The sequence below is a fragment of the Pseudomonas sp. H1_D05 genome, from assembly GCF_054682705.1.
In genome coordinates, this window is the sequence record NZ_CP162825.1 from 5,465,775 (window position 1) to 5,491,797 (window position 26,023).

At 58.6% G+C, this 26,023-nt stretch carries 19 protein-coding genes and 1 pseudogene; 9 read left to right on the plus strand and 11 right to left on the minus strand.

Going from position 1 to position 26,023, the window contains the following annotated elements; translation table 11 throughout:
* The first annotated feature begins 5 nt into the window (after positions 1 to 5).
* The 5 genes from AB4O11_RS24655 to AB4O11_RS24675 all read left to right on the plus strand — a co-directional run bounded on the left by AB4O11_RS24655 (position 6) and on the right by AB4O11_RS24675 (position 7,743).
* Positions 6 to 1,580: an ABC transporter ATP-binding protein gene (locus AB4O11_RS24655; RefSeq protein WP_460129013.1), complete on the plus strand. Its 1,575-nt coding sequence runs from the start codon at positions 6 to 8 to the stop codon at positions 1,578 to 1,580.
* Positions 1,581 to 1,747: 167 nt separating this feature from the next.
* A complete protein-coding gene (locus tag AB4O11_RS24660; protein ID WP_186621386.1) occupies positions 1,748 to 3,154 on the plus strand; it encodes a sigma-54 interaction domain-containing protein in 1,407 nt (468 codons plus the stop codon).
* A 307-nt stretch (positions 3,155 to 3,461) separates the two neighbouring features.
* Positions 3,462 to 4,853: a GntP family permease gene (locus AB4O11_RS24665; RefSeq protein WP_093430962.1), complete on the plus strand. Its 1,392-nt coding sequence runs from the start codon at positions 3,462 to 3,464 to the stop codon at positions 4,851 to 4,853.
* A gap of 7 nt (positions 4,854 to 4,860) precedes the next feature.
* Positions 4,861 to 5,634, plus strand: a complete 774-nt coding sequence (hbdH, locus tag AB4O11_RS24670) for a 3-hydroxybutyrate dehydrogenase (RefSeq protein ID WP_460129016.1) — start codon at positions 4,861 to 4,863, stop codon at positions 5,632 to 5,634.
* A gap of 153 nt (positions 5,635 to 5,787) precedes the next feature.
* Entirely contained in the window at positions 5,788 to 7,743 is a 1,956-nt protein-coding gene (locus tag AB4O11_RS24675) for an acetoacetate--CoA ligase (RefSeq protein WP_460129018.1), read from the plus strand.
* A 48-nt stretch (positions 7,744 to 7,791) separates the two neighbouring features.
* On the opposite strand, the gene AB4O11_RS24680 is transcribed toward AB4O11_RS24675, so the two are convergent.
* Together AB4O11_RS24680 and AB4O11_RS24685 are read right to left on the minus strand one after the other, a co-directional pair.
* Positions 7,792 to 11,556 carry a hypothetical protein gene (locus AB4O11_RS24680; protein WP_460129020.1) on the minus strand — a complete coding sequence of 1,255 codons (3,765 nt, stop codon included), beginning with the start codon at positions 11,554 to 11,556 and terminating at the stop codon, positions 7,792 to 7,794.
* Between the two features lie 133 nt (positions 11,557 to 11,689).
* The gene (locus AB4O11_RS24685; RefSeq protein ID WP_257355301.1) at positions 11,690 to 12,799 is read right to left on the minus strand and encodes a PilT/PilU family type 4a pilus ATPase; all 1,110 of its coding nucleotides are present in this window, start codon (positions 12,797 to 12,799) and stop codon (positions 11,690 to 11,692) included.
* A gap of 113 nt (positions 12,800 to 12,912) precedes the next feature.
* On the opposite strand from AB4O11_RS24685, the gene AB4O11_RS24690 reads away from it, so the two are divergent.
* Both AB4O11_RS24690 and AB4O11_RS24695 read left to right on the plus strand, forming a co-directional pair.
* Positions 12,913 to 15,450, plus strand: coding sequence for a hybrid sensor histidine kinase/response regulator (locus AB4O11_RS24690; protein WP_460129022.1), 2,538 nt, complete (start codon positions 12,913 to 12,915; stop codon positions 15,448 to 15,450).
* A gap of 51 nt (positions 15,451 to 15,501) precedes the next feature.
* Positions 15,502 to 15,777, plus strand: a complete 276-nt coding sequence (locus AB4O11_RS24695) for a peptidylprolyl isomerase (RefSeq protein ID WP_007912322.1) — start codon at positions 15,502 to 15,504, stop codon at positions 15,775 to 15,777.
* A gap of 107 nt (positions 15,778 to 15,884) precedes the next feature.
* Here AB4O11_RS24695 and kdgK read toward each other — a convergent pair whose 3' ends face one another.
* From kdgK to AB4O11_RS24735, 8 genes and pseudogenes are all read right to left on the minus strand, one after another.
* Positions 15,885 to 16,823, minus strand: coding sequence for a 2-dehydro-3-deoxygluconokinase (kdgK, locus tag AB4O11_RS24700; protein WP_460129024.1), 939 nt, complete (start codon positions 16,821 to 16,823; stop codon positions 15,885 to 15,887).
* Between the two features lie 131 nt (positions 16,824 to 16,954).
* Positions 16,955 to 18,169 carry an amino acid deaminase gene (locus tag AB4O11_RS24705; protein WP_460129026.1) on the minus strand — a complete coding sequence of 405 codons (1,215 nt, stop codon included), beginning with the start codon at positions 18,167 to 18,169 and terminating at the stop codon, positions 16,955 to 16,957.
* A 39-nt stretch (positions 18,170 to 18,208) separates the two neighbouring features.
* Complete coding sequence (locus tag AB4O11_RS24710) at positions 18,209 to 18,973, minus strand: IclR family transcriptional regulator (RefSeq protein ID WP_093430933.1); 765 nt, start codon at positions 18,971 to 18,973, stop codon at positions 18,209 to 18,211.
* 156 nt (positions 18,974 to 19,129) lie between these two features.
* Positions 19,130 to 19,519, minus strand: a complete 390-nt coding sequence (locus AB4O11_RS24715; protein WP_007912330.1) for a RidA family protein — start codon at positions 19,517 to 19,519, stop codon at positions 19,130 to 19,132.
* Between the two features lie 30 nt (positions 19,520 to 19,549).
* A pseudogene (locus tag AB4O11_RS24720) lies at positions 19,550 to 20,342 on the minus strand (amino acid ABC transporter ATP-binding protein).
* Positions 20,339 to 21,001, minus strand: coding sequence for an amino acid ABC transporter permease (locus AB4O11_RS24725; RefSeq protein WP_460129028.1), 663 nt, complete (start codon positions 20,999 to 21,001; stop codon positions 20,339 to 20,341). Before AB4O11_RS24725 ends, AB4O11_RS24720 begins: the two are co-directional and overlap by 4 nt.
* 9 nt (positions 21,002 to 21,010) lie before the next feature.
* Positions 21,011 to 21,673, minus strand: a complete 663-nt coding sequence (locus AB4O11_RS24730; RefSeq protein WP_003225455.1) for an amino acid ABC transporter permease — start codon at positions 21,671 to 21,673, stop codon at positions 21,011 to 21,013.
* 51 nt (positions 21,674 to 21,724) lie between these two features.
* Positions 21,725 to 22,573: a transporter substrate-binding domain-containing protein gene (locus tag AB4O11_RS24735; protein WP_265814311.1), complete on the minus strand. Its 849-nt coding sequence runs from the start codon at positions 22,571 to 22,573 to the stop codon at positions 21,725 to 21,727.
* A gap of 424 nt (positions 22,574 to 22,997) precedes the next feature.
* Between AB4O11_RS24735 and AB4O11_RS24740 the strand changes: the two genes are divergently transcribed.
* On the plus strand, positions 22,998 to 23,402 hold the full coding sequence (locus tag AB4O11_RS24740) for a hypothetical protein (protein WP_460091170.1): 405 nt from the start codon (positions 22,998 to 23,000) through the stop codon (positions 23,400 to 23,402).
* An 83-nt stretch (positions 23,403 to 23,485) separates the two neighbouring features.
* Complete coding sequence (locus AB4O11_RS24745) at positions 23,486 to 23,923, plus strand: thioredoxin family protein (protein WP_460129030.1); 438 nt, start codon at positions 23,486 to 23,488, stop codon at positions 23,921 to 23,923.
* Between the two features lie 247 nt (positions 23,924 to 24,170).
* On the opposite strand, the gene AB4O11_RS24750 is transcribed toward AB4O11_RS24745, so the two are convergent.
* Positions 24,171 to 25,730: a TerC family protein gene (locus AB4O11_RS24750; RefSeq protein WP_460129032.1), complete on the minus strand. Its 1,560-nt coding sequence runs from the start codon at positions 25,728 to 25,730 to the stop codon at positions 24,171 to 24,173.
* Positions 25,731 to 26,023: the final 293 nt, after the last annotated feature.

Here is a 26,023-nt window from a genome sequence, read left to right on the forward strand (position 1 = left end):
TGGCCATGACTGACAACCTGATTGAAATCCGTAACCTCAACGTTGCCTTCCATGACCAGAGCGTGGTGCGCGACCTGTGCCTGGACATTCGCCCCGGTGAGTGTCTGGCCCTGGTTGGCGAGTCGGGTTCAGGCAAATCGGTGACTGCCCATTCGATTCTGCAATTGCTGCCCGAAAGCGAAGCGCAAACCACTGGCAGCATTCGCTATCGCGGACAGGAACTGATCGGCGCCGATCCCAAAGTCTTGCGCGAACTGCGTGGCAACCGCATCGCCATGATTTTTCAGGAACCGATGACCTCGCTGAATCCGCTGCACACCATCGAAAAACAGATCGGCGAAACCCTGCTGCTACACCGTGGCCTCGGCGGCAAAGCGGCGCAGGCGCGGATCCTCGAACTGCTCGGACTGGTGGGCATCCAGAAACCCAAGGAACGCCTCAAGGCTTACCCGCATCAACTTTCCGGCGGACAACGCCAACGGGTGATGATCGCCATGGCCCCGGCCTGCGAACCGGAGCTGTTGATCGCCGACGAACCGACCACCGCGCTTGACGTGACCGTGCAGCGCAAGATCCTGCTGCTGCTCAAATCCCTGCAACAGCGCCTGGGCATGTCGCTGCTGCTGATCAGCCATGACCTCAATCTGGTGCGCAGCATTGCGCAACGCGTGTGCGTGATGAAGGCCGGGGAAATCGTCGAGCAGGCACCCTGCGAAACCCTGTTTACCGAACCGAAGCATCCTTACAGCTGCGTGCTGCTCAACGCCGAGCCCGAAGGCGAAGCACTGCCTCGGGATGAGCGCGAAAACGTGCTGGAAGTTGACGATCTCAAGGTTGAGTTTGTCGTCGGTGGCGGTCTGTTCCAGCGCAAGCAGTACCTGCGCGCGGTGGATGGCATCAGCCTGAGCATCCAGCGTGGCAAGACGCTGGGCATCGTCGGCGAGTCGGGTTCGGGCAAGTCGACGCTGGGTCAGGCGATCCTGCGTCTGCTCGACTCCGAAGGCAGTATCCGCTTTCAGGGCGAGGCACTGGACGGTCTCAATCAGAAGCAAATGCGCCCATGGCGCCGCCAGATGCAGGTGGTGTTTCAGGATCCGTTCGGCAGCCTCAGCCCGCGCATGTCAGTCGCGCAGATCATCAGCGAAGGCCTGGAAGTGCACTGCGAGTCGACGGCTGATGAATGCGATGAGCAAGTGATCCGTGTACTCAAAGAGGTCGGTCTCGACCCGCAAAGTCGCCATCGCTATCCCCACGAATTCTCCGGTGGCCAGCGCCAACGCATCGCTATCGCCCGAGCTCTGGTGCTGAAACCGGCGCTGATCCTGCTTGATGAGCCGACGTCGGCGCTGGATCGCACGGTGCAGAAACAAGTGGTCGCCCTGCTCCGCCAGCTTCAGGAAAAACACGGTCTGACCTATCTGTTCATCAGCCACGATCTGGCGGTGGTGCGCGCCCTCGCCCACGACATGATCGTGATCAAGGACGGCAAAGTGGTCGAGCGTGGCGCCAGCCATGAGGTGTTTGATGCGCCGCAGCATCCGTACACCAAAGAGCTGTTGGCGGCGGCGCATCCGGGGTAGGCATAATCTGTGCTCGACCTGAAACCGGGTCACGGCTTTCGCGAGCAAGCTCGCTCCCACAAGGTTCACGGTCGTTTACAACATTTGTGAACAACCCGGTTCACTGTGGGAGCGAGCTTGCTCGCGAAAGGGCCGGAACAGGCAACATACAATCAGGATCAGCCTCCATGAACACCACCGAAAGCCTCAAGGACTACCAACGGGTGCGCACCTTGGCGATCCGTTCGCTGTTCGAGATCATCGAGCAGTCCAGCGAAGGCACGGTGATTGTCGACCGCGATGCCAACATCGTCTGGATGAACGAACGTTATGCTCGGCGTTTCGGTCTTGAATCGGCTGCAGGCGCGATCGGCAAACCCTGTGAAAGCGTGATTCCCGGCAGCCTGTTGCGCGAAGTCGTGCGCACCGGTCGCCCTATTCTTCTGGACATGCAGGACACGCCGAAGGAGCCTTTGGTGGTGATGCGCCTGCCGATCCACGATGACGCCGGCACGGTCATCGGCGCGATCGGTTTTGCCCTGTTCGACGAGTTGCGCACGTTGTCACCGATGCTCAAACGCTACTTGAGCATGCAGGAAGAACTGGCCTCGACCCGTTCTCTGCTGCGCGCCCGGCAGACCAAATACAACTTCGCCCATTTCATCGGCACCAGCGCCGCCAGCCTCGAAGTCAAACGCCGCGCCCGGCGCAGTGCCAGCGCCGAGTCACCGGTGTTGCTGCTCGGTGAGACCGGCACCGGCAAAGAGCTGCTGGCCCAAGCGATTCACAGTGCCTCGCCACGGGCGCACAAAGCATTCGTCAGCATTAACAGCGCGGCAATTCCCGAGGCACTGCTGGAGGCGGAATTTTTCGGCACGGCACCGGGCGCGTTCACCGGCGCCGACCGCAAGGGTCGCACCGGCAAGTTGCAGATCGCCCAGGGCGGCACGTTATTCCTCGACGAGATCGGCGACATGCCGCTGCCCCTGCAAAGCAAACTGCTGCGCGTGTTGCAGGAAAAGGAGTTCGAACCGGTCGGCTCCAACGAGGTGATTCAGAGCGACGTGCGCGTGATTGCTGCCACCTCGACCGATCTGCAAGCGGCGATCAAGCGCGGCGAGTTCCGTGCCGATTTGTACTATCGCCTGAATGTGTTGCCGATTCAGGTGCCGCCATTGCGTGAACGCCTTGATGATTTACCGGCACTCAGTGAAGCGATTCTGGAAGAACTGCGCAGCCAACACGAACTGCACCGGGATGCGCTGGCGTTGCTCGGCCAGCATGCCTGGCCGGGGAACATTCGCGAACTGCGTAATGTGCTCGAACGGGCGGCGTTGCTCAGTGATGACTTGATGCTGACCGAGCAGGATATTCGTGCGGCGATTGGCACGTTGACGCCGGTCGAGCGTGCGCTGACGCCAATGGCTGAAGCGTCGGTGTCTGAGACGTTCACCGAGGCGCGGGCGCGTTTCGACCGGCAACTGATTCAGTCGACCCTTGTGCAATGCGCGGGAAACGTGCCGGAAGCGGCGGCTCGACTGGGGCTTGGGCGGTCGACGTTGTACAAGAAAATGGTGGCGTTGGGAATCGCCTGAATCTCTATATAGAGACGTTAATCTCTATATGTAGATATGCATAAAGGAGTGCTTCGCACTCATCGCGAGCAGGCTCACTCCTACAGTTTTACCGGTGTACACATCCCCCCTGTAGGAGTGAGCCTGCTCGCGATGACGCCAAATCGATCAACACTATCTCAAAACAGAGACAAACAACTCATTCGCCACTCAATCACTCAGATTAACTTCATATATTTCAATTGCTTACGTATCTGGCACAGATCTCGCTAACACCTCTCCCACACCCGTTCTACCCACAAAAATAACAATTCTGGAGAGACACACCATGAGTGTGATCATTGCCTTGGCAGCCCTGGCGCTGCTAATGCTGGCCGCCTACCGTGGCTACAGCGTTATCCTCTTCGCCCCGATTGCCGCCCTCGGCGCGGTTCTGCTCACCGACCCTTCCGCCGTCGCCCCTGCGTTCACCGGGGTGTTCATGGAGAAAATGGTCGGCTTCATCAAACTGTATTTCCCTGTATTCCTGCTCGGCGCCGTGTTCGGGAAGTTGATCGAACTGTCGGGCTTCTCCCGTTCGATTGTCGCGGCGGCCATTCGCTTGCTCGGCACCAAGCAAGCGATGCTGGTGATCGTGCTGGTCTGCGCTCTGCTTACTTACGGCGGCGTGTCGCTGTTCGTGGTGGTCTTCGCGGTCTATCCGTTTGCTGCCGAGATGTTCCGCCAGAGCAATATCCCCAAGCGGCTGATCCCGGCCACCATCGCTCTCGGCGCTTTCTCGTTCACCATGGACGCCCTGCCGGGCACGCCGCAGATCCAGAACATCATCCCCAGCACCTTTTTCAACACCACCGCATGGGCGGCGCCGTGGCTGGGGGTGATCGGCACGATTTTCGTGTTCTGCACCGGCATGCTGTTTTTGCAGCGGCAACGCAACAAGGCGCAACGTGCTGGCGAAGGCTACGGCACTGAATTGCGCAACGAGCCGGAAACCGCTGAAGATCTGAAACTGCCAAACCCATGGCTTGCCCTGTCGCCATTGCTGGCGGTGGGCATCATGAACCTGCTGTTCACCCAATGGATTCCGCAGTGGTACGGCAAGACCCACAGTCTCGCGCTGCCGGGCATGGCGGCTCCGGTGACCACCGAGATCGCCAAACTGACGGCGATCTGGGCCGTGCAGGCGGCTTTGCTGGTCGGCATTCTGATGGTGCTGGCGTTTGGCTTTCAGGCGATTCGCAGCAAGCTCGCCGAAGGCAGCAAAAGTGCCGTAAGCGGCGCGTTACTGGCGGCGATGAACACCGCCTCGGAGTATGGCTTCGGCGCGGTGATCGCGTCGCTGCCAGGCTTTTTGGTGCTGGCGGACTGGCTCAAGCAGATTCCCAATCCGCTGGTTAACGAAGCCATCACCGTGACCCTTTTGGCCGGTATCACCGGCTCCGCGTCGGGCGGCATGAGCATTGCGCTGGCGGCGATGTCCGAGCAGTTCATCAGTGCAGCCCACGCCGCGAATATTCCGCTGGAAGTACTGCACCGCGTCGCCGCGATGGCCAGTGGCGGCATGGACACCCTGCCGCACAACGGCGCGGTCATCACCTTGCTCGCGGTGACGGGCCTGACCCATCGCGAAGCCTACAAAGACATTTTCTGTATTACGCTGATCAAGACCCTGGCGGTTTTCGTAGTGATCGGCACTTTCTACGCCACTGGCATTGTGTGAGGTATTCATGACGACTCTTTCCGGCAAGACCGCGCTGGTGACTGGTTCCACCAGCGGCATTGGTCTGGGCATCGCACTGAGCCTGGCCAAGGCTGGCGCGAATCTGATTCTCAATGGTTTTGGCGATGCGTCGAAAGTCATCGCCGAAGTCGCCCGGTTCGGCGGCAAGGTCGGCCATCATCCGGCCGATGTCAGTGATCCGGCGCAGATCGCCGACATGATCAATTACGCCGAGCGCGAATTCGGCGGTGTCGACATTCTGATCAACAACGCCGGCATCCAACACGTCGCCGCCGTGGAGGATTTTCCCGTCGAGCGCTGGGACTCGATCATTGCCATCAACCTGTCCTCGGTGTTTCACAGTACGCGCCTGAGCTTGCCGGGAATGCGCGCCAAAGGCTGGGGGCGGATCATCAATATCGCCTCCGTGCATGGCCGGGTCGGTTCGACCGGCAAAGCGGCGTATGTCGCCGCCAAGCACGGTGTGATCGGCTTGACCAAAGTGGTCGGCCTGGAAACCGCGACCAGCAATGTCACCTGCAACGCGATCTGCCCGGGCTGGGTGCTCACGCCACTGGTGCAGAAGCAGATCGATGACCGTGCGGCCAAGGGGGTCGATCCGCAGCAGGCACAGCATGATTTGCTGGCCGAGAAGCAACCATCGCTGGAATTCGTGACGCCGCAGCATCTGGGCGAACTGGTGTTGTTTTTGTGCAGCGAGGCTGGCAGCCAGGTGCGCGGCGCGGCGTGGAATATTGATGGTGGGTGGTTGGCGCAGTAATGCTGCGTCCCTGTAGGAGTGAGCCTGCTCGCGATAGCTTTGTGTCAGTTAACTTTTACGGTTCTGGCACACCGCTATCGCGAGCAGGCTCACTCCTACCGGGGATAGGTGAACCGCCCAAGCTTTGTGCATGAATAAAACAAGAGGCAAACAATGTCCGACATCCTCTGGCAACCCGACGCCAACCGTATCGCCCAGTCGCGCATGGACACCTTCCGTCGTGCGGTCAATCAACGCCATTCACTGAAAGTCGACGATTACCCTGCCCTGCACCAATGGAGCGTCGAGCAGCGCGCGGAATTCTGGCAGGCGATTGTCGATTTCTTCGATATCCGCTTCCACACGCAACCCGATGCCGTGCTGCGCGAAGGCTCAAAGATGCCCGACGCCGAGTGGTTTCCAGGCGCCACGCTGAACTTCGCCGAACACCTGCTGCGGCGGCGTGACGATGCCGTGGCGGTGATCAGCGTGGCGGAAAACGGTCAACGCGAGCAGTTGACCTGGGCCGAACTCGCCGAGCATGTCGCCGGATTTCAAGCCGGTTTGCGCGCCGCCGGTGTTGGTCTTGGCGATCGCGTCGCCGCCTGCATGCCCAATACCTGGCAGACCCCGGTGGCGATGCTCGCCACCACCAGCCTCGGTGCGATCTGGTCGTGCTCCTCACCGGATTTCGGCACCCATGGGGTGATCGATCGCTTCGGCCAGATCGAACCCAAGGTGCTGCTCACCTGCGCCGGTTATCGCTATGCCGGCAAAGTCATCGAGCAGACCGACAAAATCAACGGAATACTCGAGCAACTGCCAACCCTGAGGCAGTTGATCATCGTGCCTTACGCCCAGCCGCAGGCCCGTGTCGAGGCATACAAGACTCCCGCCGAAGTGACTGTGTGGGATGACTTTTATCAGGTCGGCGGCGAACCGGACTTTGTCCCGGTGCCGTTCCATCATCCGCTGTACGTGCTGTATTCCAGCGGCACCACCGGCGTGCCGAAATGTATCGTTCACAGCACCGGCGGCGTGTTGCTGCAACATGTCAAGGAACACGGCCTGCATTGCGATCTCGGCCCCGGCGATCGACTTTTCTACTACACCACCTGCGGCTGGATGATGTGGAACTGGCTGGTCTCGGCGCTCGCGGTCGGCAGCGCCGTGGTGCTGTACGACGGCTCGCCGTTCCACCCGGACAACCAGCGTTTGCTCGACTTGATCGACGACGAGCGCATCAGTGTGTTCGGCACCAGCCCCAAGTTTCTCGCCACCCTGGAAAGCAGCGGCGCCAAGCCCCGGGAAAGTCATGATCTGAGCAGCCTGAAGACGCTGCTGTGCACGGGCTCAGCGTTATCGCCGCAAAGCTATGACTTCGTCTATCGCGACTTGAAAGCGGATGTATGCCTGGCGTCGATGTCGGGCGGCACTGATATTGTTTCGTGCTTCGTCAACGCCAATCCGCTGTCCTCGGTGCGGCGCGGCGAGATCATGGGCAAGAGCCTGGGCATGGCGGTCGAAGTCTGGAATGACGCCGGCCAACCGGTGCTTGGTGAAAAAGGTGAACTGGTCTGCACCCGGCATTTCCCGGCCATGCCGATTGGCCTGTGGAATGACCCGGACGGCGCAAAATTGCGGCAATCGTATTTCAGCCTGTTTCCCGGGGTCTGGGCACAGGGCGATTACGCCGAGCAACGGCCTCACGGCGGGATGCTGATCCATGGTCGCTCTGACGCAGTGCTCAACCCGGGTGGCGTGCGCATTGGCACAGCGGAGATCTATCGGCAGGTCGAGAAAGTCAGCGAAGTGCTGGACAGCGTCGCTATCGGTCAGCAGTGGCAGGATGACGTGCGGGTTGTGCTGTTTGTGAAGTTGCGCGAAGGGCTGGCTCTGGATGACGCATTGGAGCAACGCATTCGTCAGGAGATCCGCGCCAATACCACCCCAAGGCATGTACCGGCGAAGATCGTTGCGGTGACGGACATTCCGCGCACCATCAGCGGCAAGATTGTCGAACTTGCAGTGCGCGAGGTGGTGCACGGCAGGCGGGTGAAAAACACCGATGCGTTGGCCAATCCCGAAGCGCTGGAGCAGTTTCGGGATCGGCTGGAACTGAGCATTTGAACCCGGCGCTGATACGCTTACGGCAAGCGTTGGCGACGGTGCCTGGCGTCAGCGGGGTTTGTTCAGCGTAATCACAACCGGCTGACCAATCGCTCTACCGCCACTGGCATCGAGTGCCCTGCGAATGATCGTCATGTTGCGGTCGAATGTCGTTTTGTCCGTAGCCATTTGACTCAGTAACGAAGTGGCAATTGCCAGCGAGTCGGCATTCTCAAAGGCCTTGGATACCGCATGATTGCCAGCGATCGAGTCGCCGACAAGGAGGTTGCCGGACGCAAGATCCAGCAACTGCGCTACATCCAGTCGCTGCCCGCTGTGGCTTGCATGCTCTGTGTCCGTGGCGTAGCCGACATCCACGGTCTGCGCACTGCCATGGAACAGTTCATGGATCAGGTCATCGGCCACCACGTCATGGTTGAAGCCCAGATTGACGAAGTGTTTGTTCAGGTTTTGAGTATAAATCTCGATAAACGCAATACCCGATGCGTCGTTGGAGCTGGCACTTTTCCATCGCTTGTAGTTGTTCACATCAAAAGAGGCGAGTGTCTCGTTATGCTTCACTGCATCGAGAAGCGTGTTGCTCACCGAGAAGCCAGCGAAATCAAAGCGAATCAAGCGCAGATAATTCACCAGTCGATCAGTCGCTACCTGCGGCGTGCTACCGAACAGTGCCTTCATCAGCAGATCGCCGTCTCGCTTGAACTCATGTCGGCTGATCACAGCAATAGCGTTGTCAATCTTCGCCCGAGCGCGAGGCAGGCTTGTTTCGATGAAGTTGCGCGTGTAGCTCGCGGGAAGTGTCTTGGTCGAATACGGCAACTGCAAGGGCGTTTGATAGGCGAAGCCGCTTAGCGGTTGACCCCACAACTTGCCACGGCGGTTCAAGGCGTACCATTGGTTGCCACTGCGGGCCGCCAGAACAACAACGTTGCCAGGCGTGCCGCGCGGTTGCCAGTGACCCAACCCCAAATGGGTACTTTGCGACGCACCGAGCAAATCATAGGACTGCCGACGACCACTGAGTTTGTGCAATTGGCTGTTGGCCCTGGCAACCAGTTCATGGCTGTTTTTGCTAAATCGCAACAAGCCCTTATTCACCAGTTTTCCGCCCGCCTGAATGCCAGAGGGCACCCCATCCAGCGGGTTGAAAAGGGAAACGGCCGAGGTGAATGCCAATCGGGTAAAACGCGCCGCCCTGGATGTGGTTGAAATAGCCTTCGCCGATATGCTCAAGACTTTGGAGGTGGCTCCTGCCACCGTGCCCACCAGGCCGATGCCATCCATCAGACATCCGTAAACTCCGTCGACGACCTTGTCATGTTCACCCGAGGCAATATCCTCGATGCACTTTTTGAAAGGCACCACCAGGTCGATGAAATAAGTCAGCAATCGCTCGCCCTCCTCCCTGGAAAGTTCAAGCGGAGTCGGGACGCGTACCAGTTCTCTCAGCTCGTTCTTGTTCAGATAAGGTCGATTTTTAACCAGAAACGTGGCGATACGTTCGATATTCGCGTCGTTGAATTTTTGATAGAACCCTGACTTTGGCGTCGACGATGCTTGCGGTGCGTTCAGCAGGCCAAAATTATCGATAATGGCCATGCTGCTGGTGATCGAAGAGTCCTCGGCAGCCGCATGGGTATAGCGTTTTACATCGAGCGGCAGGAGTTGCGTCGCGGTGATGCTCAGTGGAAACGTTAGATCCGCACTGGCACTCATTCTTGAACGTTGTCGCAGTTTTCGCTCTCGCTTGATGAACGCCGCCAAGGCGTCATTTTTTCGAGTCTCGGCGCGCGATGTGAACAGTTCGTAGCAGATGTCCGCATTCTCGTGAGACGCATACATCACAATGCCAAAACGTCCCGTGGCGGCATCTCTGCTTTGCATTGTTTCCTGGTCAAGATCGATTTTCAGGGGCCCGCCCAGGCCGCGCGATTTAGAATAAATAGCGGACTCGCGTACGGTCAGGAAGTGAATATCGGCATTCATGAAGACGTGCAAATCCGCCTCTGGCATCTGCGCCAAAGCCAGTTTCACGCTAGACAACATGGCGCTGTTCAAATCATCGAAATGCACAGCCAGCTGACGATCCATCTCCTCGTCACAGGATCCTAGCTTCAACAGGTTCGGGTAACGCGCGTAAAGGCTGACACCGGACGGGTTGTAGTTGATGGCCGGCCTGAGGACACCGTTAGTGACCAGGCGCACGGTACGCCTATCCCACTGGCCAGTGACCAGATCACCTGATTGATGCAAGTCGACCATCGACATGACTAGCTGTCCGCCTTTCTCGGACAGTGCTTTTTCGTCCAGGCTGTCGCAACCTGGCGCGGCGACTTGCAAAGCGGATCGGGCAATCTTCGCTCTGTCGGGTAACGGCGTCGAAAATGCCTTGGCGATTTGAGCGAACGTTTCCGAGTGGCGCTCGAATGCGTCAATTGCACGTCGGGTAGTGGTTTGCTCGGCCTGCTCGAGTTCAGCGGCGGTCACAATCTGGTTGATCAATGCCCAATCGACGATCGGGTCAATCATGGCCAGGTCACGCTTGTGTTTCTGCGACTCACTGACCGGTTCAAGTTCGCCATACGCCATGACCTGCGCATAGGTCATGCCACGCGTCGCACCGGATTTCAGTGTCTCGACCAGCATGACGGCGCGACAGAAATTGATCCATCCAATCGAACCCAAGGTAACCGACGAGGGAATCTCCCTGACCAGAAACTCGGGTGCGTTGCGTGCCAACAGCAAGTGGGCAACCAACAGCTCCAGACCAGCCTCAACCCATTGTCGGGTTCGCAGCACAGCCGTCAGCGCCTCAAGTATGACCGAGGGGTGACAATCAACATTTTTCGGCGCATACAGATCAAGTCCGACCACGCGATTACGCTGTATGCCGTGACCAATCGATGGATCAAGGTCGAGCAATATCGCCGTCATCAGCAATTGCCGGAGAATGTCATCGGAAGCCTGCTGTCCCTCGTTCACACCGAACCAGTCCAGTTCTTTCAGGTAGTCACCGGCGAGATTCAGAGCAATCGGATGATTGACGAGTTCAATGACCCGTTGAGCCGCACGTTCATGTGTGACGGCGGCGCGACCGGTAACATTGTAGAGGGCCGTGAGAAGTTTTCTGTTGGGCATCAACTTGGCAGTCGCATTACGAATAGCTGAAAACTGTTCCTCGCTTAATACGACCAATGCCGGATCTTCGGTTTGAAAATGCTCCCAGTAGTTGCCCGGCTCTGGCACTGGCGGATCAAACTCGAATAAATCGATCAAATTCCTGACCTTTGCCTTGTTGTCGGGCAAGTTTATGTCATGAAAGCGGAACCATTGATCGAGGGTTATAGCGTTATCAGGCCATATATAACCACCGGCCACTTTTGCTATATCCGAAATCAACGTCAGTGCAGATTGTGTCGGAACACTGTATTCAAAGTGCCGCGCCGCGACCAGATCCACCCACCCCCTGACCGCACGGACTTCCATCTTGCCGTCGGGCGTAACACGCAGAAGTCCGTCATGATCGCTTGCGCCTTCCCTGGCAATCGCACCGAATACCGGGCCGGTAGCAAGCAACTCATTAAGCAAAAGACTGCCGGGATTATAGATCTCGAACAACGACGATCCGGTTTGCAACTCTACTTCATGCCCATACCAATTGATCTTTTGATCATCCGTGTATTGGCTTAACGCCCCCTCTAGTTGAGCCAAAACCAATTGACGCTCAACGGCATCGGCTTCATCCCTGCTCTTCCATTCGGAAAGAGCAACAGGCGAAGACCAGAAGGTTTTATTCCGGGTCTTATCATTCATATTAGAACCTCATCAAGTTAATTAGCTGACAACTTCAGCGCGATGACGTTCTACTTTCTTTGATACGACCAATCCATCTAAAAAACATGAATAACTGTTTCCTGGCACCCACACACAAACAATCAAGAAAATATTAATCGATCAAACCCCATTCTTCGGACGCTGTATCGTTACCAGCATTTGCCTCCTCAGAAAGTTTCATCCGTAACTTCAGATTATTCACCGAATCTGCATTCTTTAAAGCTTCCTGTGCACTGATTGCACCTTCAGCGACTAATGCGTACAGCGCCGCATCAAATGTCTGCATACCCAGTTCGGGGGATTTTTCCATTATCGGTTTCAGCTCCTCGAACTGTCCGCGCCGAACCAGATCTGCAATGGTTGGCGTGCCCAACAGCACCTCGACAGCCGCCCTGCGTTGCCCATCGACGGTGCGCACTAAGCGTTGCGAGATAAATGCTTTCAGGTTGTTTCCCAGCGTATGCAACAACTGCGGTCGCCGTTCTTCCGGGAACATATTGATAATCCGATCCAGTGCCTGATTGGCGTTGTGCGCGTGCAACGTCGAGAGCACCAGATGCCCGGTATCGGCAAACGCCAAGGCATGTTCCATGGTTTCGCGGTCACGGATTTCGCCGATCAGCACCACGTCCGGTGCCTGGCGCAGGGTGTTTTTCAGGGCCGCGTGGAAGCTGCGTGTATCGACCCCGACTTCCCGTTGATTGATGATCGAGCGCTGGTGGCGATGGATGTACTCGATCGGGTCCTCGATGGTGATGATGTGCCCACTGCTATGGCGGTTGCGGTGATCGATCAGCGCGGCCAGCGAGGTCGACTTGCCCGAATCGGTGGCCCCGACAAAGAGGATCAACCCCTGCTTGAGCATGACGGTGTCGAGCAGTACTGTCGGCAATTTCAGATCGGCAAAACGCGGGATGTCGAGTTTGACATTGCGAATGACGATCGATACATCGTTGCGCTGCTTAAAGATATTGACGCGAAAACGCCCGATGCCCGCTCGCGAAATCGCCAGGTTCATTTCCAGATCCCGGTCGAACTCCCGTCGTTGCTCGGCGTCCATCAGGGAGGCGCCGATGGCGGCGGTTTCACCGTTCTTGAACGGGCGTTCGCTCAACACTGTGAGCACGCCGTCAATGCGCGCACTGGGCGGTGCGCCCGTGGAGAGGAACAGGTCCGAACCGTTTTTATTGGACAAAATTGACAACAGCGCATCGATTTCCATGGCAAAAAGCACCCGCGAAGCATTCAATGAACAGACAACGGCCTGCGCCTGGCGCAGATCAACTGCAACAATGATAGACGTCGCCTCAACGAACCACGCTCAGGATTGATGTAATGAATGCTGTACCGAACACCGACGACGCACAGGCACTGATCGCCCGTACCGACTGGAGCCGCAGCCCCCTGGGCGCTGCCGGCAACTGGCCGCAGAGCCTGCGCACCGCGGTGGACATCGTGATTCACTCGCCGATGCCGATGCTGTTGTTGTGGGGGCCGCAGCTCACGCAGATCTACAACAACGGTTTCGCCCTGCTTGCCGGCCACAAGCATCCGCACGCTTTCGGACAGCCTGCGCACCAGATCTGGCCGGAACTTCGCGACTTTACCGACCCTATTTACAGCGCCGTCCTACAGGGCCAGGTTCGCACCTACAGCGAAAGACGCTTCACCCTGCAACGAGACGGCAGAGAATCCGACTTCTGGCTGGATCTGACCTATAGCCCGATTCGTGATGAGACCGCGCAAGTTGCCGGAATCCTCGTCACCGCCATCGAAACCAACGAACGCCGCCGCATCGCTCTGGAGCTGCAGCGACGCTCGGAAGAAAGCCTCAAAGCCCAACGGGAAACCGAGGAGCGCCTGCAACTGGCCCTGGCTGCGACCGATGCTGTCGGCACCTGGGATTGGGACATCGGCGAAGACCGCTTTATCGCCGATGCGCATTTCGCCCAATTGCATGGCGTCGACCCCAGCCTCGCCGGCCGGTTGCCGATCAGCGACTACTTGCAAGGCGTGCACCCGGAAGACCGCGCCATGATTGCGCGCAGCATCAAGCACTGCATCACCCACGGCACCGAATACGCTGAGGAATATCGCTTGCAGCAAGGCGATGGCGAGGTGCGCTGGGTGTTCGCCCGCGGGCGCTGCTACAAGGATCATCATGGCCGGCCCATGCGTTTTCTCGGCGCGGCGCTGGACCTGACCGAGCGCAAACACACCGAACAGGCGTTACGCCAGAGCCAGACCGAACTGCAATTGATCATCAACGCCATGCCGATCCTGATCAGTTATGTCGACTGTGAAGAGCGCTTTCGCCTCAACAACGCGGCCTATCTGGACTGGTACGGCCTCACGCCACAGGAACTCTACGGGCGCACGATTCGCGAAGTCATCGGTGAAGAAGCGTATTTCCTGCGCCGGCCCTACATTGCCGAGGCGCTGGCCGGCAGACCGTGCTCATTCAGCCTGTATACCCCGCACCGCGATGGCAGCAATCGCCACGCGCTGATGAATTACCTGCCGCGTTACGCCGCCGACGGCGCGATCAGTGGTTTCTATATCTTCGTGATCGATGAGACCGAGCGCAAGAAAACCGAAGAAGCCTTGCGCAATCTCAACGAAACCCTGGAAGAACGGGTCAGCGCCCGCACCGAACAGTTGGCCCAGGCCAACCAGCGTTTGCAGAACGAGATGTTCGAACGCGAGCGTGCCGAAGATGCCTTGCGCCACGCGCAGAAGATGGAGGCTGTCGGCCAGCTCACCGGCGGTATCGCCCACGACTTCAACAACATGCTCACCGGGATCATCGGCAGCCTCGATTTGATGCAGCGCTACATCGCCAACGGCCGGGCTGACGAAATTGGCCGTTTTACCGAAGCCGCCGTGTCATCGGCCAACCGTGCGGCAGCGCTGACCCATCGATTGCTGGCGTTCTCGCGGCGCCAGTCGCTGGATCGCAAAACCCTCGATGCCAATCAACTGGTGCATTCGCTGGAAGATCTGATCCGCCGTACCAAGGGCGATCCGATCGAACTGACCCTGCGTCTGGCCGAGAACGTGTGGCCGGTCAGTACCGACGTCAGTCAGCTGGAAAACGCCTTGCTCAACCTGGTCATCAATGCCCGTGATGCGATGCCCGAGGGCGGTGAACTGGTGATCGAAACGGCCAACGTCTACCTCGACGGCAGCGACATCACCACGCTCGAACCGGTCAAGGCCGGCGATTACCTGATGCTGGCGGTCAGCGACAACGGCACCGGCATGACGCCCTCGGTGCGTTCCAAGGCCTTCGATCCATTCTTCACCACCAAGCCCATCGGCCAGGGCACCGGGCTGGGGCTGTCGATGATTTATGGGTTTGCCCAGCAGTCGGGTGGTCATGTCAGCCTCGACAGCCTGCCGGGCCGGGGTACTTGCGTGCGCTTGTACCTGCCGCGCTTGTATGGCGTCGAACCGGAACGGCCGGCCATCGTCGCCGTTGAACAACCGTCGGCGACGGCGACCGGTGAAACCGTGATGGTGGTTGAGGACGACCCGGCGGTGCGCATGCTGGTGCTCGATCTGCTCCGGGAGTTGGGTTATCAGGCCCACGAAGCCGAAGATGCCAAGACCGCCCTGCCCCTGCTGGAGTCCGATCTACGCGTCGATCTGCTGGTCACCGACGTCGGCCTGCCGGGCATGAACGGCAGGCAACTGGCGGAGATCGCCCGCCAGCATCGGCCGGGCCTCAAGGTGTTGTTCATGACCGGTTATGCGCAGAAAGCCGCCGAGCGTCAGGGATTTCTTGAGGATGGCATGGACATGGTTGCCAAACCCTTTGCCATTGAGCTGCTGGCCAGCAAGATCCGCACGATGATCAGCCAAACCCTGTGACTTGAGGCATAATCCGCGCCCCGCCGTCACCCCGTTATCAGGTATCGCACGATGAAAGCCCAAGCCCGCCACATTCTGGTGAAAACCGCCGAAGAGGCCGAACAGCTCAAACAACGCATCGCCAAGGGTGAAGCGTTCGATGTGCTGGCGAAGAAATTCTCGACCTGCCCGTCCGGCAAGCGCGGCGGTGATCTGGGTGAAGTGCGGCCGGGGCAGATGGTCGGGGCGATTGATGCGGTGATTTTCAAAAAGCCGCTGCGCACCGTGCATGGGCCGATCAAGAGCAAGTTCGGGTATCACCTGGTGCAGGTGTTTTACCGCGATTAGTGCTTGGCTCCAGGGCCTCTTCGCGAGCAGGCTCGCTCCCACATTTGGAATGCATTCCCCTGTGGGAGCGAGCCTGCTCGCGAACCGATTGCGCAGCAAGCGGCCATTCAAGCCTGTTTCGGAATCAATGCCCCCGGCACCTGAATCACCTTGCTGGCCAGCAGATGCCCGGCCTCGGCAGCCTCCGTCGGACTTCCGCCCAGCAATCGACTGGCCAGATACGCCGCACTGAACGAATCCCCCGCCGCCGTGGTATCCACCACTTTCTCGACCTTCTGCGCCGGCACTTCGAACGCTTCACCATCACACTGAATCAAACAGGCTTCGGCGCCACGCTTGAGCACCACTTCCAGCGTGCCGAACTGCGCGTAAGCAGCAAACACCGCTTCGCAATCAGCGAAACCAAACAGCGCCTGTTCGTCATCCACCGTCAGCAACGCCAGATCAACGTACGGCAACACGTTGCGATAAGCCGCCCGCGCGTCTTCGACCGAGGCCCACAGGCGTGGCCGGTAATTGTTATCGAAGACGATGCGCGCATCCCGCTGCCGCGCTTCGATCAAAGTCTGGATAAGTTTTTCCCGGCCCAACGCACCGAGCACAGCCAGGGTAATGCCGCTGAAATACAGCACATCGTAATCCGGCAACGCCGCCAGAATCGGCGCGGCGGCCGGGGTGGTGAAACAGTCGCGAACTGCCGCTTCGTTGCGCCAGTAGAGAAAACGCCGCTCACCGCTGGCATCGGTCTGGATGCAATACAGGCCCGGTAAACGCCCCGGCAGACGCTGCACCAGATCCAGGCCGATGCCTTCGCTGGTCCAGATCTGGCACATGGCGTCGCTGAAGCTGTCATCGCCCAGTGCGGTGACGTAATCGACCTGCGCCTTGTCGCCCATGGCGCGGGACAGATACACCGCGGTGTTCAGGGTGTCGCCGCCGAAGCTTTGTTGCAGGCTACCGTCGGCGCGTTGCTGCAGTTCGATCATGCATTCGCCGATCAGGGCGATGCGTGGAATGTTCGGGCCCAAGGGGCTGAGGGTGTTCATCTTGTGCTGTCTCTGGTTGATCGGTGGTGTCTGGACTGGCGCCTTCGCGAGCAGGCTCGCTCCCACACTTGGAATGCATTCCCCTGTGGGAGCGAGCTTGCTCGCGAATGGCCGCGACTCGGTTTCAAGTCTTAGAAACAGGTCTCCATGCGCTCGATCACCGACAACTGCTCATCCACCAACAACCCCACACGCCACTTGTCGAACGTCAGGCACGGGTGCGACGTACCAAAGGAAATGATGTCGCCCACGCGCAACTCAACGCCCGGCGCCAGCGTCATGAACGCATGCTGATCCATCACCGCCGTGACCTTGCACGCACCGATATCCTCGCCCAGCGCCGGCACCACACCCGCCTTGTAACGCAGCAACGGCACCGGCAAACCGGCATCGAACGCAACATCACGCTTGCCCAGTGCGATCACCGCAAAACCCGGCTCGGGCAGCGACTGCACGTGCGCCCAGACTTCCAGCGCCGGACGCAAACCTTCGTGCAGGTCACTACGGCGGTCGAGCACGCAGCACTGCGCCTCTTTGTAGATGCCATGGTCGTGCGCCACGTAGCTGCCCGGACGCAACACGCTGAGGAAACGCCCAGCGGCGTTTTGCGCTTCGAACGACTCGGCAATCAGGTCATACCAGGCCGAACCCGAGGCGGTGATGATCGGCTTGCCGATGGCGAATGCGCCGCTGTCCTGCAACTGCACCGCAAGGCGCACCAGCGACGCGGCAAATTCACGAATGCCGCTGACGGCGTGATCGCCGTGGATCACCCCTTCGTAACCTTCGATGCCGGTCAGGGCCAGCGCCGGTTGCGCGCTGATCGCCTTGGCCAGCTCAATGACTTCCTGCTCGCTGCGGCAACCGCAACGCCCGCCGACCACGCCGTACTCGATCATCACGTTGAGCTTCACCCCGCGCGAGGCGAAGTACGCGCCGAGATCAGCGACGTTGTCCGGGTGATCGACCATGCAATAGAAATCGAACGACGGATCGGCGAGCAGGTCGGCAATCAACGCCATGTTCGGCGTGCCGACCAATTGGTTGGCCATCAGCACCCGACGCACGCCATGGGCATAAGCCGCCCGGGTCTGGGTCGCGCTGGCGAGGGTGATGCCCCACGCGCCGGCGTCGAGCTGACGCTTGAACAGTGCCGGGGTCATGCTGGTTTTGCCGTGGGGCGCCAGTTCCGCGCCGCTGTCGCTGACGAATTTCTGCATCCAGTGGATGTTGTGCTCCAGCGCTGCGCGATGCAGCACCAGCGCCGGCAAGCTGACGTCACGTACCAGGTGCGCGCCGATGGCAGCGTCGCCCTTTTCTCCAGCAGTATTGATGGCAGTGGTCATGGTCGAACTCCTCACATTCGCGGCTGCAGCCAGCCGCGGTTATTCGTTGATCCGCCGGGCGAGGCTGTTGGCGCTCTCGATCAGCACCCGGCGATAGTCGTTGTAATTGTTTTTCGCATCGGCCCGTGGCGCGACGATGCACAAGGTGCAAATGGCCACGCCTTGCGCGTCTTTGACCGGCGCGGCGAAGCAATGGGTAAAGGTGTCGGCAACACTGTCGAAGGAGAAGAAACCATCGATGCCGGCCTGACGGATTTCCGCCAGAAAACGCTCCAGCGGCAGGCGCTCGCCGTCGGGCAGGATGAAGTCGTTTTCGTCGATCAGGTCGATGATCTGTTGATCGCTTAAATGCGCAAGCAGCAGGCGCCCGGAAGCGGTCCACGGGATGGGCGCGTTTTCACCGATGTCGGAGGAAATGCGGAAATGCCGCTCGCCCTCCTTCATCAGTGCCACGGTGTATTTACGCCCGTTGAGCAGGCACATCTGCGCGGTTTCACGGGTCTGGCTGACGATTTCCTGCAAGGCATGATCAGCCTCGCGGCTGAGGTCGAAATGACGCAAATGCGCCTGACCGAGGAAGTACAGCTGCCGACCAAGGTAGACATGACCGTCCTTGCCCACCGGTTCCAGAATCCGCCGCTCCAGCAACGATGCAACCAGTTCGTAGACCGTGGATTTCGGGCTGCCGATGCCGTTGGCGATGTCGTTGGGGCGCAGCGGCTGGCCGATCTCCTTGAGGAAATCGAGAATATCGAACGCCCGGTCCAGACCGCGAGCCCGGCGTTTGATGGTGTCTTCGGTCATTTCAGTGGTTCCCATTCAAAGTCGCCGGGAGTTTACCGCTAATGATCGTTCCCATGCTCCGCGTGGGAACGCAGCCCGGGACGCTCTGCGTCCCTTGGAACGCGGAGCGTTCCGTGAGGCGTTCCCACGCAGAGCGTGGGAACGATGATGTGTAGTTCAGGCCTTCTTCTTGTACGCGATGCAGTCGATCTCGACCTTGCAATCCACCATCATGCTCGCCTGCACGCAGGCCCGCGCCGGGGCGTGCTCAGGCTTGAAGTACTCGCCAAAAACCTTGTTGAAACTGCTGAAATCCCGCGGATCATCCAGCCACACGCCGGCACGCACCACGTCTTCGAGGCCATACCCGGCCTCTTCGAGAATCGCGATCAGGTTCTTCATGGTCTGGTGGGTCTGCTCGACGATGCCGCCAACAATGATTTCGCCATCCACCGCCGGCACCTGGCCGGACACATGCAGCCAGCCATCCGCTTCAACGGCGCGAGCGAAGGGACGTGGCTGGCCGCCAGCGGCGGTGCTGCCGGTGCCGTAACGCGTAATGCTCATGGGTGTTTCTCCTGATGTGAAAACGTAAGATTAAAACCGCGTATTTTTCAGAAACTCAGCCAGACGCGGCGATTGCGGACGTTCGAACAGTTCCTTGGGAGGCCCCTGCTCTTCGATCCGCCCCTGATTCATGAAAACGATTTTGTCCGAGACCTCGAAGGCGAAACGCATCTCGTGCGTCACCAGCAGCATGGTCATGCCGTCTTCGGCCAGGCCCTTGATCACGTTGAGCACTTCACCAACCAGCTCCGGGTCGAGAGCCGAAGTGACCTCATCGAAGAGCATCAGGCTCGGGTTCATCGCAATCGCCCGGGCAATCGCCACACGCTGTTGCTGACCGCCGGACAACTGACCGGGAAAGTGATTGCGTCGCTCCAGCAAGCCGACGCGCTCCAGCCATTTTTCGGCGAGCGCCACAGCTTCATCCTTATGCATTTTCTTCACCTTGAGCAGGCCCAGGGTGACGTTCTGCAATGCGGTCAGATGCGGGAACAGGTTGAATTGCTGGAACGCCATGCCGGTCATCGCACGATGGCGGGCGATGAGTTTTTCCGCATGCCGCACACGCTTGCCGTTGACCTCGTCATAGCCGATGGATTCACCGTCGAGCAGGATCTGCCCACCACTGGAATTCTTCGAGCATGTTCACGCAACGCAGCAGCGTGGTTTTACCCGAGCCGCTGGAGCCGATCAGCGTGACCACGTTGCCGCGCTGCATGCTCAGATCGACACCTTTGAGCACTTCGACTGCGCCGTACTGTTTGTGCAGGCCACGGATGTCCAGCAACGCCTGATTCTGTGGGGAAACTTGAGCTTGAGTCATGGCAAGGCCACCCGCTTTTCAATGTGCCGGCCGAGTAATTCGATGCCGTAGTTGATGACGAAGAACAGAAAACCGGCGAACAGGTAGAACTCCAGGGTCATGAAGTTCCGGGCGATGATCTGTTGCGTGCTGAGGAGCAATTCGGCGACGCTGATCACCGAAAGCAAGGTCGACGCCTTGACGATTTCCGTGGACGAGTTGACCCAGGTCGGCAGGATCTGCCGCAGCGCCTGAGGCAACAGCACGTAGCCGAGCGATTGGTAGAACGTCAGGCCGATGGCCTTGCTCGCTTCCATCTGCCCGCGCGGCAAGGCTTGCAATGCACCGCGAACAATCTCGGCGACGTGGGAACCGCAAAACAGCGTCAGGCCCAAGGCCCCGGCCTGAAATGCGCTGATCTGCCAACCGAGTGCCGGCGCCATGTAGAAGCAGGCCAGCACCAGCACAAACACCGGCGTGCCACGAATCAGGTCGACGTAAAAACGAAACGGCGCGCGCATCCAGAATTTGCCGTAGGTCAGCACCAGACCGGTGACCACGCCGAGCATCGTGCCGAGCAGAATCGCCAGTGCCGACACTTGCACGCTGGTCAGAAAACCCTGCCACAACGGCTCACGCGCGACCCACAATTCATGTAACCAACTGGGAGATTCGTACATCGCAGCCTCCTATCGGCGGATCGCCAGACGCTGCTCGAGGTAACGCAGCAACATGGCAATGAGGTAACAGGCCGCGACATACAACGCCGTGGTCACCAGCCAGGTTTCAATCACCCGGTAGCTCTCGACGTTGATCTTGCGCGCGTAATAGGTCAGCTCCGGCACCGCAATTGCGGCGGCCAGCGAGGTGTCCTTGAACAGCGAAATGAAATTGTTCGACAGCGCCGGCAGCACATTGCGCAACATCACCGGCACGGTGACGTAGGCCTTGACCTGCCATTCACCGAGTCCGATGGCCAGCCCGGCCTCGCGCTGGCCTTTGGGGATACTCAGCAAGCCACCACGGAACACTTCGGTCAGGTACGCCCCGGCATACAACGACAGGGTGATGATGAACGACGGAATCTTGTCCAGACGAATGCCCAGGCTTGGCAGCGCAAAGTAGATCAACAGAATCAACACCAGAATCGGCGTGTTACGCACCACCGTGACGTACACCGAGGCCAGCACGCGCAAGGCGCGATGCTTCGAGAGCAAGGCGAACGCCATCAGCAGGCCGATCACGCAGCCGATGGCGATCGACACCAAGGCCAGTTCAAGGCCCAGACCGAGCCCCGCCAGCAAGGTGTCGAAATCGCGCCACACGGCGGCAAAGTTCAACTGATAGTTCATGGTCAGCAGTACCTTGAGCGGGGCGACTTTAATCGCCCCACTCTCACGGGATCATTTGAATTCGACTGGGAAACCGATGGCTGGTGAAGGCAAGTCAACGCCGAACCATTGTTTGAACGACGCCGCATAAGTCGGGAATTCAACGCCGGTCATCGCTTCATGCAGTGCGGTGTTAACGAAGTTCAGCCAATCCTGATCGCCGCGTTTGACTGCGCACGCGTAAGTCTGTGGGCTCCACGCATAGGTCGGGCTGCGGTAGCGGCCAGGGTTCTGCACCATCAGGTATTTGACCGAAGACTGGTCAGTGGCGGCGGCATCGGCGCGGCCGGAGTTCACGGCCTGGTACATCAGGTCGACGCTGTCGTACTGATCGACCTTGGCTTTTGGCAATGCTTGATGCACCAGCTCTTCGGCGTAGACGTTTTGCAGCACGGCCACGGTGACGCTGTCGCCGGCGGCTTGCAGGTCTTCGATTTCCTTGTACTTGCTGTTGTTCGGCAGCAGCAGGCCGACGCCTTCGCGGTAGTACGGCAGGGTGAACGCCACCTGCTGCGCACGGCTGGCGGTGACGGTGATGAACTGGCAACTCATGTCGACCTTGTCGGTGAGCAGATTGGGAATCCGCGCATCGGACGACTGCACGACGAATTCGACCTTGCTCGGGTCGTTGAACAGACCTTTGGCCACCATCCTGGCGATGTCGATATCAAACCCCTGCAACTTGCCGTCCGCGCCCTGAAAGTGCCACGGCGCATTGGTGCTGCCAGTGCCCACGATCAACTTGCCACGGGCCAGAACACTGTCGAGCTTGCTGTCGGCTGCCTGGGCCATACCCATGACAGCGGACGAAGCCGCAAGAACAAAAACACACGCTTTGAACAACGAAGGACGGCGATGCATGGCAAGCACTCCAGGATGGTGTTTATTCCGCTGTACCGGAACACGGTTTGTTACTACGGAATAGACAGCAGAAAGTGTGCCATAGCTTTGGCAATAAAACCCAGGTCCTCGGAAACATTAATCGGTTCAACAAGTTAGCCCGCGTATCTACACGCGACTATTGCCAGTAGAAGTTTGACCGTCGCTACTGAGGGCAACCAATTGGGAAGTAACGTCACATTCAAGGGCATGTGCGCGACCAATTGATGCACACATAGAGCAATGAATCGGACTTGAAAAATGGACTGAGCACGGGTGACCGTTCATCGGATTTGCGGCTTGACCTGTCAGAGTTGACAGTTGTTGACCGGTGAATTGATAGGCCTACTGGTTTGGACCGAACGGGTCAGGAATCGAACTCAAAATCTCAATAAGGACTTTTGAAATGGCCAACCTGATAAAAAACGGTGATTTCGCCAATCAAGGCGACCACTGGACCGCAACAAATAAAGAAAACGTCAGTTATGTGAATGGTCACTGCATAATCGCGACTCCTGACTCCATTAGTCAGGACGTTCTCCTGGGTAGCGAGGGCGGCGGTAAATTCATGATCTCGGCAAGAATGAAAACACTGCCTGGCTATGCTGGCCGCGTCACTGTGCAACCACTTCCGACAGGCGACCTGGTTAAACTTGACGTCTCTGGAGGTCAGAACTGGACGATCAAGTTCCAAGAGTTCGAAGCACCTCTTGCGACACTCAAATTCACGGTGAAGGCAGAGTCAAATGACGGTACGTTTGATGAACTTGGCTCTTATTTCAGCGATTTAACGCTATCCAAGTTGCTCTGAGCCAATACTCTTGAAAGCGAGCTTTCATCTCGTGACGGCTCGCTTTTTCCGTGAACCACTGCATTCCGAAAAGGGAGTTTCCAATGAACTCGACAACCCCTTTCGCAGCCTTGCCGGCCACCTATCGAAAAACAGTGAAAACCTGGCGCCCGGTGATTCTGTATTTCGCCAACGAACACTGCCCCGCCTGCGAATGGGCCGGACCGATTTTTCGCCAGACGGCCGAGCCATACCGATATCGCGCCAATATCTACATGCTCAATACCAGCGAGTCCCCGCGCCATCCGCTGGTCACCGGCACGCCCACCGTGCTGTTTTACAAGAACGGTAGACTGGTGAAAAAACTCAAAGGCATCGGCACCGAAGAAACCCTCGCACGGGATTTCGCAGAGCATGTCGGCAAGACCAAAGCACCCGTTGCCGTCCGCAAACAAACGCATGATCTGCCTTGGCTGCGTCAGACACTTCGTACTCTGCGCACTGTTGCACGTGCTCGCCTGCGGAAATTCCTCGACCGGTGACCACCAGTATCGGTGAGACCCGGGTCGAGGATTGCGATTCGCTGAATCAGGCGGCGCTCAAGGCGTAAGGGGCGTTGTTTGCGTCAAAGCATATCGGGAAGGATCGCTACACTTTTCATCAGTGAATACTGCGGTGCCTGAACCCAAGCATTCGCGAGCAGGCTCGCTCCAACATTTGAAACGCGTTCCAAGGTGGGAGCGAGCTTGCTCGCGAAGAGGCCGGCACAGTTAGTAGAGAACTCAAGGATTACGCTGGCGCGCGCTCCAAAAGCACTCGCGTCACCCGCCGCTCTTCCACCGCTTTGACCGTCATCTGCCAGCCTTCAAGTTCCAGACGATCACCAATGACCGGGAGACGATCAAGAAGGCTCATGACCAGCCCGGCCATCGTCTGATAGTCCTCGGTCGGCTGCGCACCAAACCCGGTGCGCTGGCGCACTCGCGACAGATTCAACGCACCACTGACGATAAACCCGCCCTGCTCCTCGACCACATCCGGGCCTTCGATTTCGCTGGCATCGGGCAACTCACCGGCAATCGATTCGAGGATGTCGGTCATGGTCAACACACCAACGAAATCACCGAACTCGTTGACCACAAAAGCAATGTGCGTCGAGGCGGCGCGCATTTGCTCCAGCGCGTTGAGGATCGAATAGCTGTCGAGCAAATTGATGGTCTTGCGCGCCAGGTGTTCCAGGTTCGGCTCGGCGCCGCCCAGGTACTCCTTGAGCAATTCTTTCTTGTGCACGAAGCCCAACGGCTCATCCACCGCACCGTTACGAATCAACGGCAGACGCGAGTAGGACGAGTGCATCAAGCGAGCCCGAATCGCTTCACGATCATCGGCCAGATCAAGCGTGTCGACATCGGCGCGCACGGTCATCAGCCCGCGAATCGGGCGTTCGGCGAGTTGCAGCACGCCGCTGATCATCACCCGTTCGCGACGGTCGAACAGTTCCGCGCTTGGCGCGTCACCGTCGTCGAGCAGGTCGGCAATTTCCTCGCCCACCTCTTCCGCCGCCAGTTTACGCCCACCCAGCAAGCGCATGACCGCGTGAGCCGTGCGCTCGCGGATCGGCCGCAAACCCTGCATCGAACGCTTGCGCCGAGCCCGGGCGATCTGGTTGAACACCTCGATCAGAATCGAGAAGCCAATGGCGGCGTACAGATAACCTTTCGGAATGTGGAAGCCCAGACCTTCAGCCGTCAGGGCAAAACCAATCATCATCAGGAAGCCCAGACACAGCATGATCACCGTCGGGTGCGCGTTGACGAAGCGCGTCAGCGGTTTGCTGGCGACAATCATCAAGCCAATCGAGATGATCACCGCGATCATCATCACCGCCAGTTCATCGACCATGCCGACGGCCGTGATCACCGCATCCAGCGAGAACACCGCGTCGAGCACCACAATTTGCGCAACGATCGGCCAGAACAGCGCATAGGCGGTGTTGCTCGAGCGTTCGCCAACGTGGCCTTCCAATCGCTCATGCAACTCCATCGTCGCTTTGAACAGCAGGAACACACCACCGAACAACATGATCAGGTCGCGACCAGAGAAACTCTTGTCGAACACCTCGAACAATGGCTGCGTGAGGGTGACCAGCCAGGAAATACTCGCCAACAGGCCAAGGCGCATGATCAGCGCCAGCGACAGGCCAATAATCCGCGCGCGGTCACGCTGATGCGGTGGCAGCTTGTCTGCCAGAATTGCGATGAACACCAGGTTGTCGATACCCAGCACCAGTTCCAGCACGATCAAAGTCAACAAGCCTAACCAGGCCGTGGGATCCGCTAACCATTCCATAAAACGTCTCTATCTCTCTCGATGAATTCAGGCTGCCGGACACGGCAAAGCGCAACGCGAAGGCTCTGGGGCCGCGTTAGCAACGATAGTCGGATGTCGGAAAACGGGATGCTGCGAGTGCGTCAAGACCGCGCCATGGCGCGAGGGGAAGGTGCGACTGGGAGGCTCCGAGAGGGTGTTCATGCAAATCCTGAATGAAAAATGGCCTTGGAGCGTACAGGCTTTGGGAACATTTCCTACAGCGGCAAATCATTTCAAAATCTGTAATCCACACCGAAACCCACTGTAGGAGC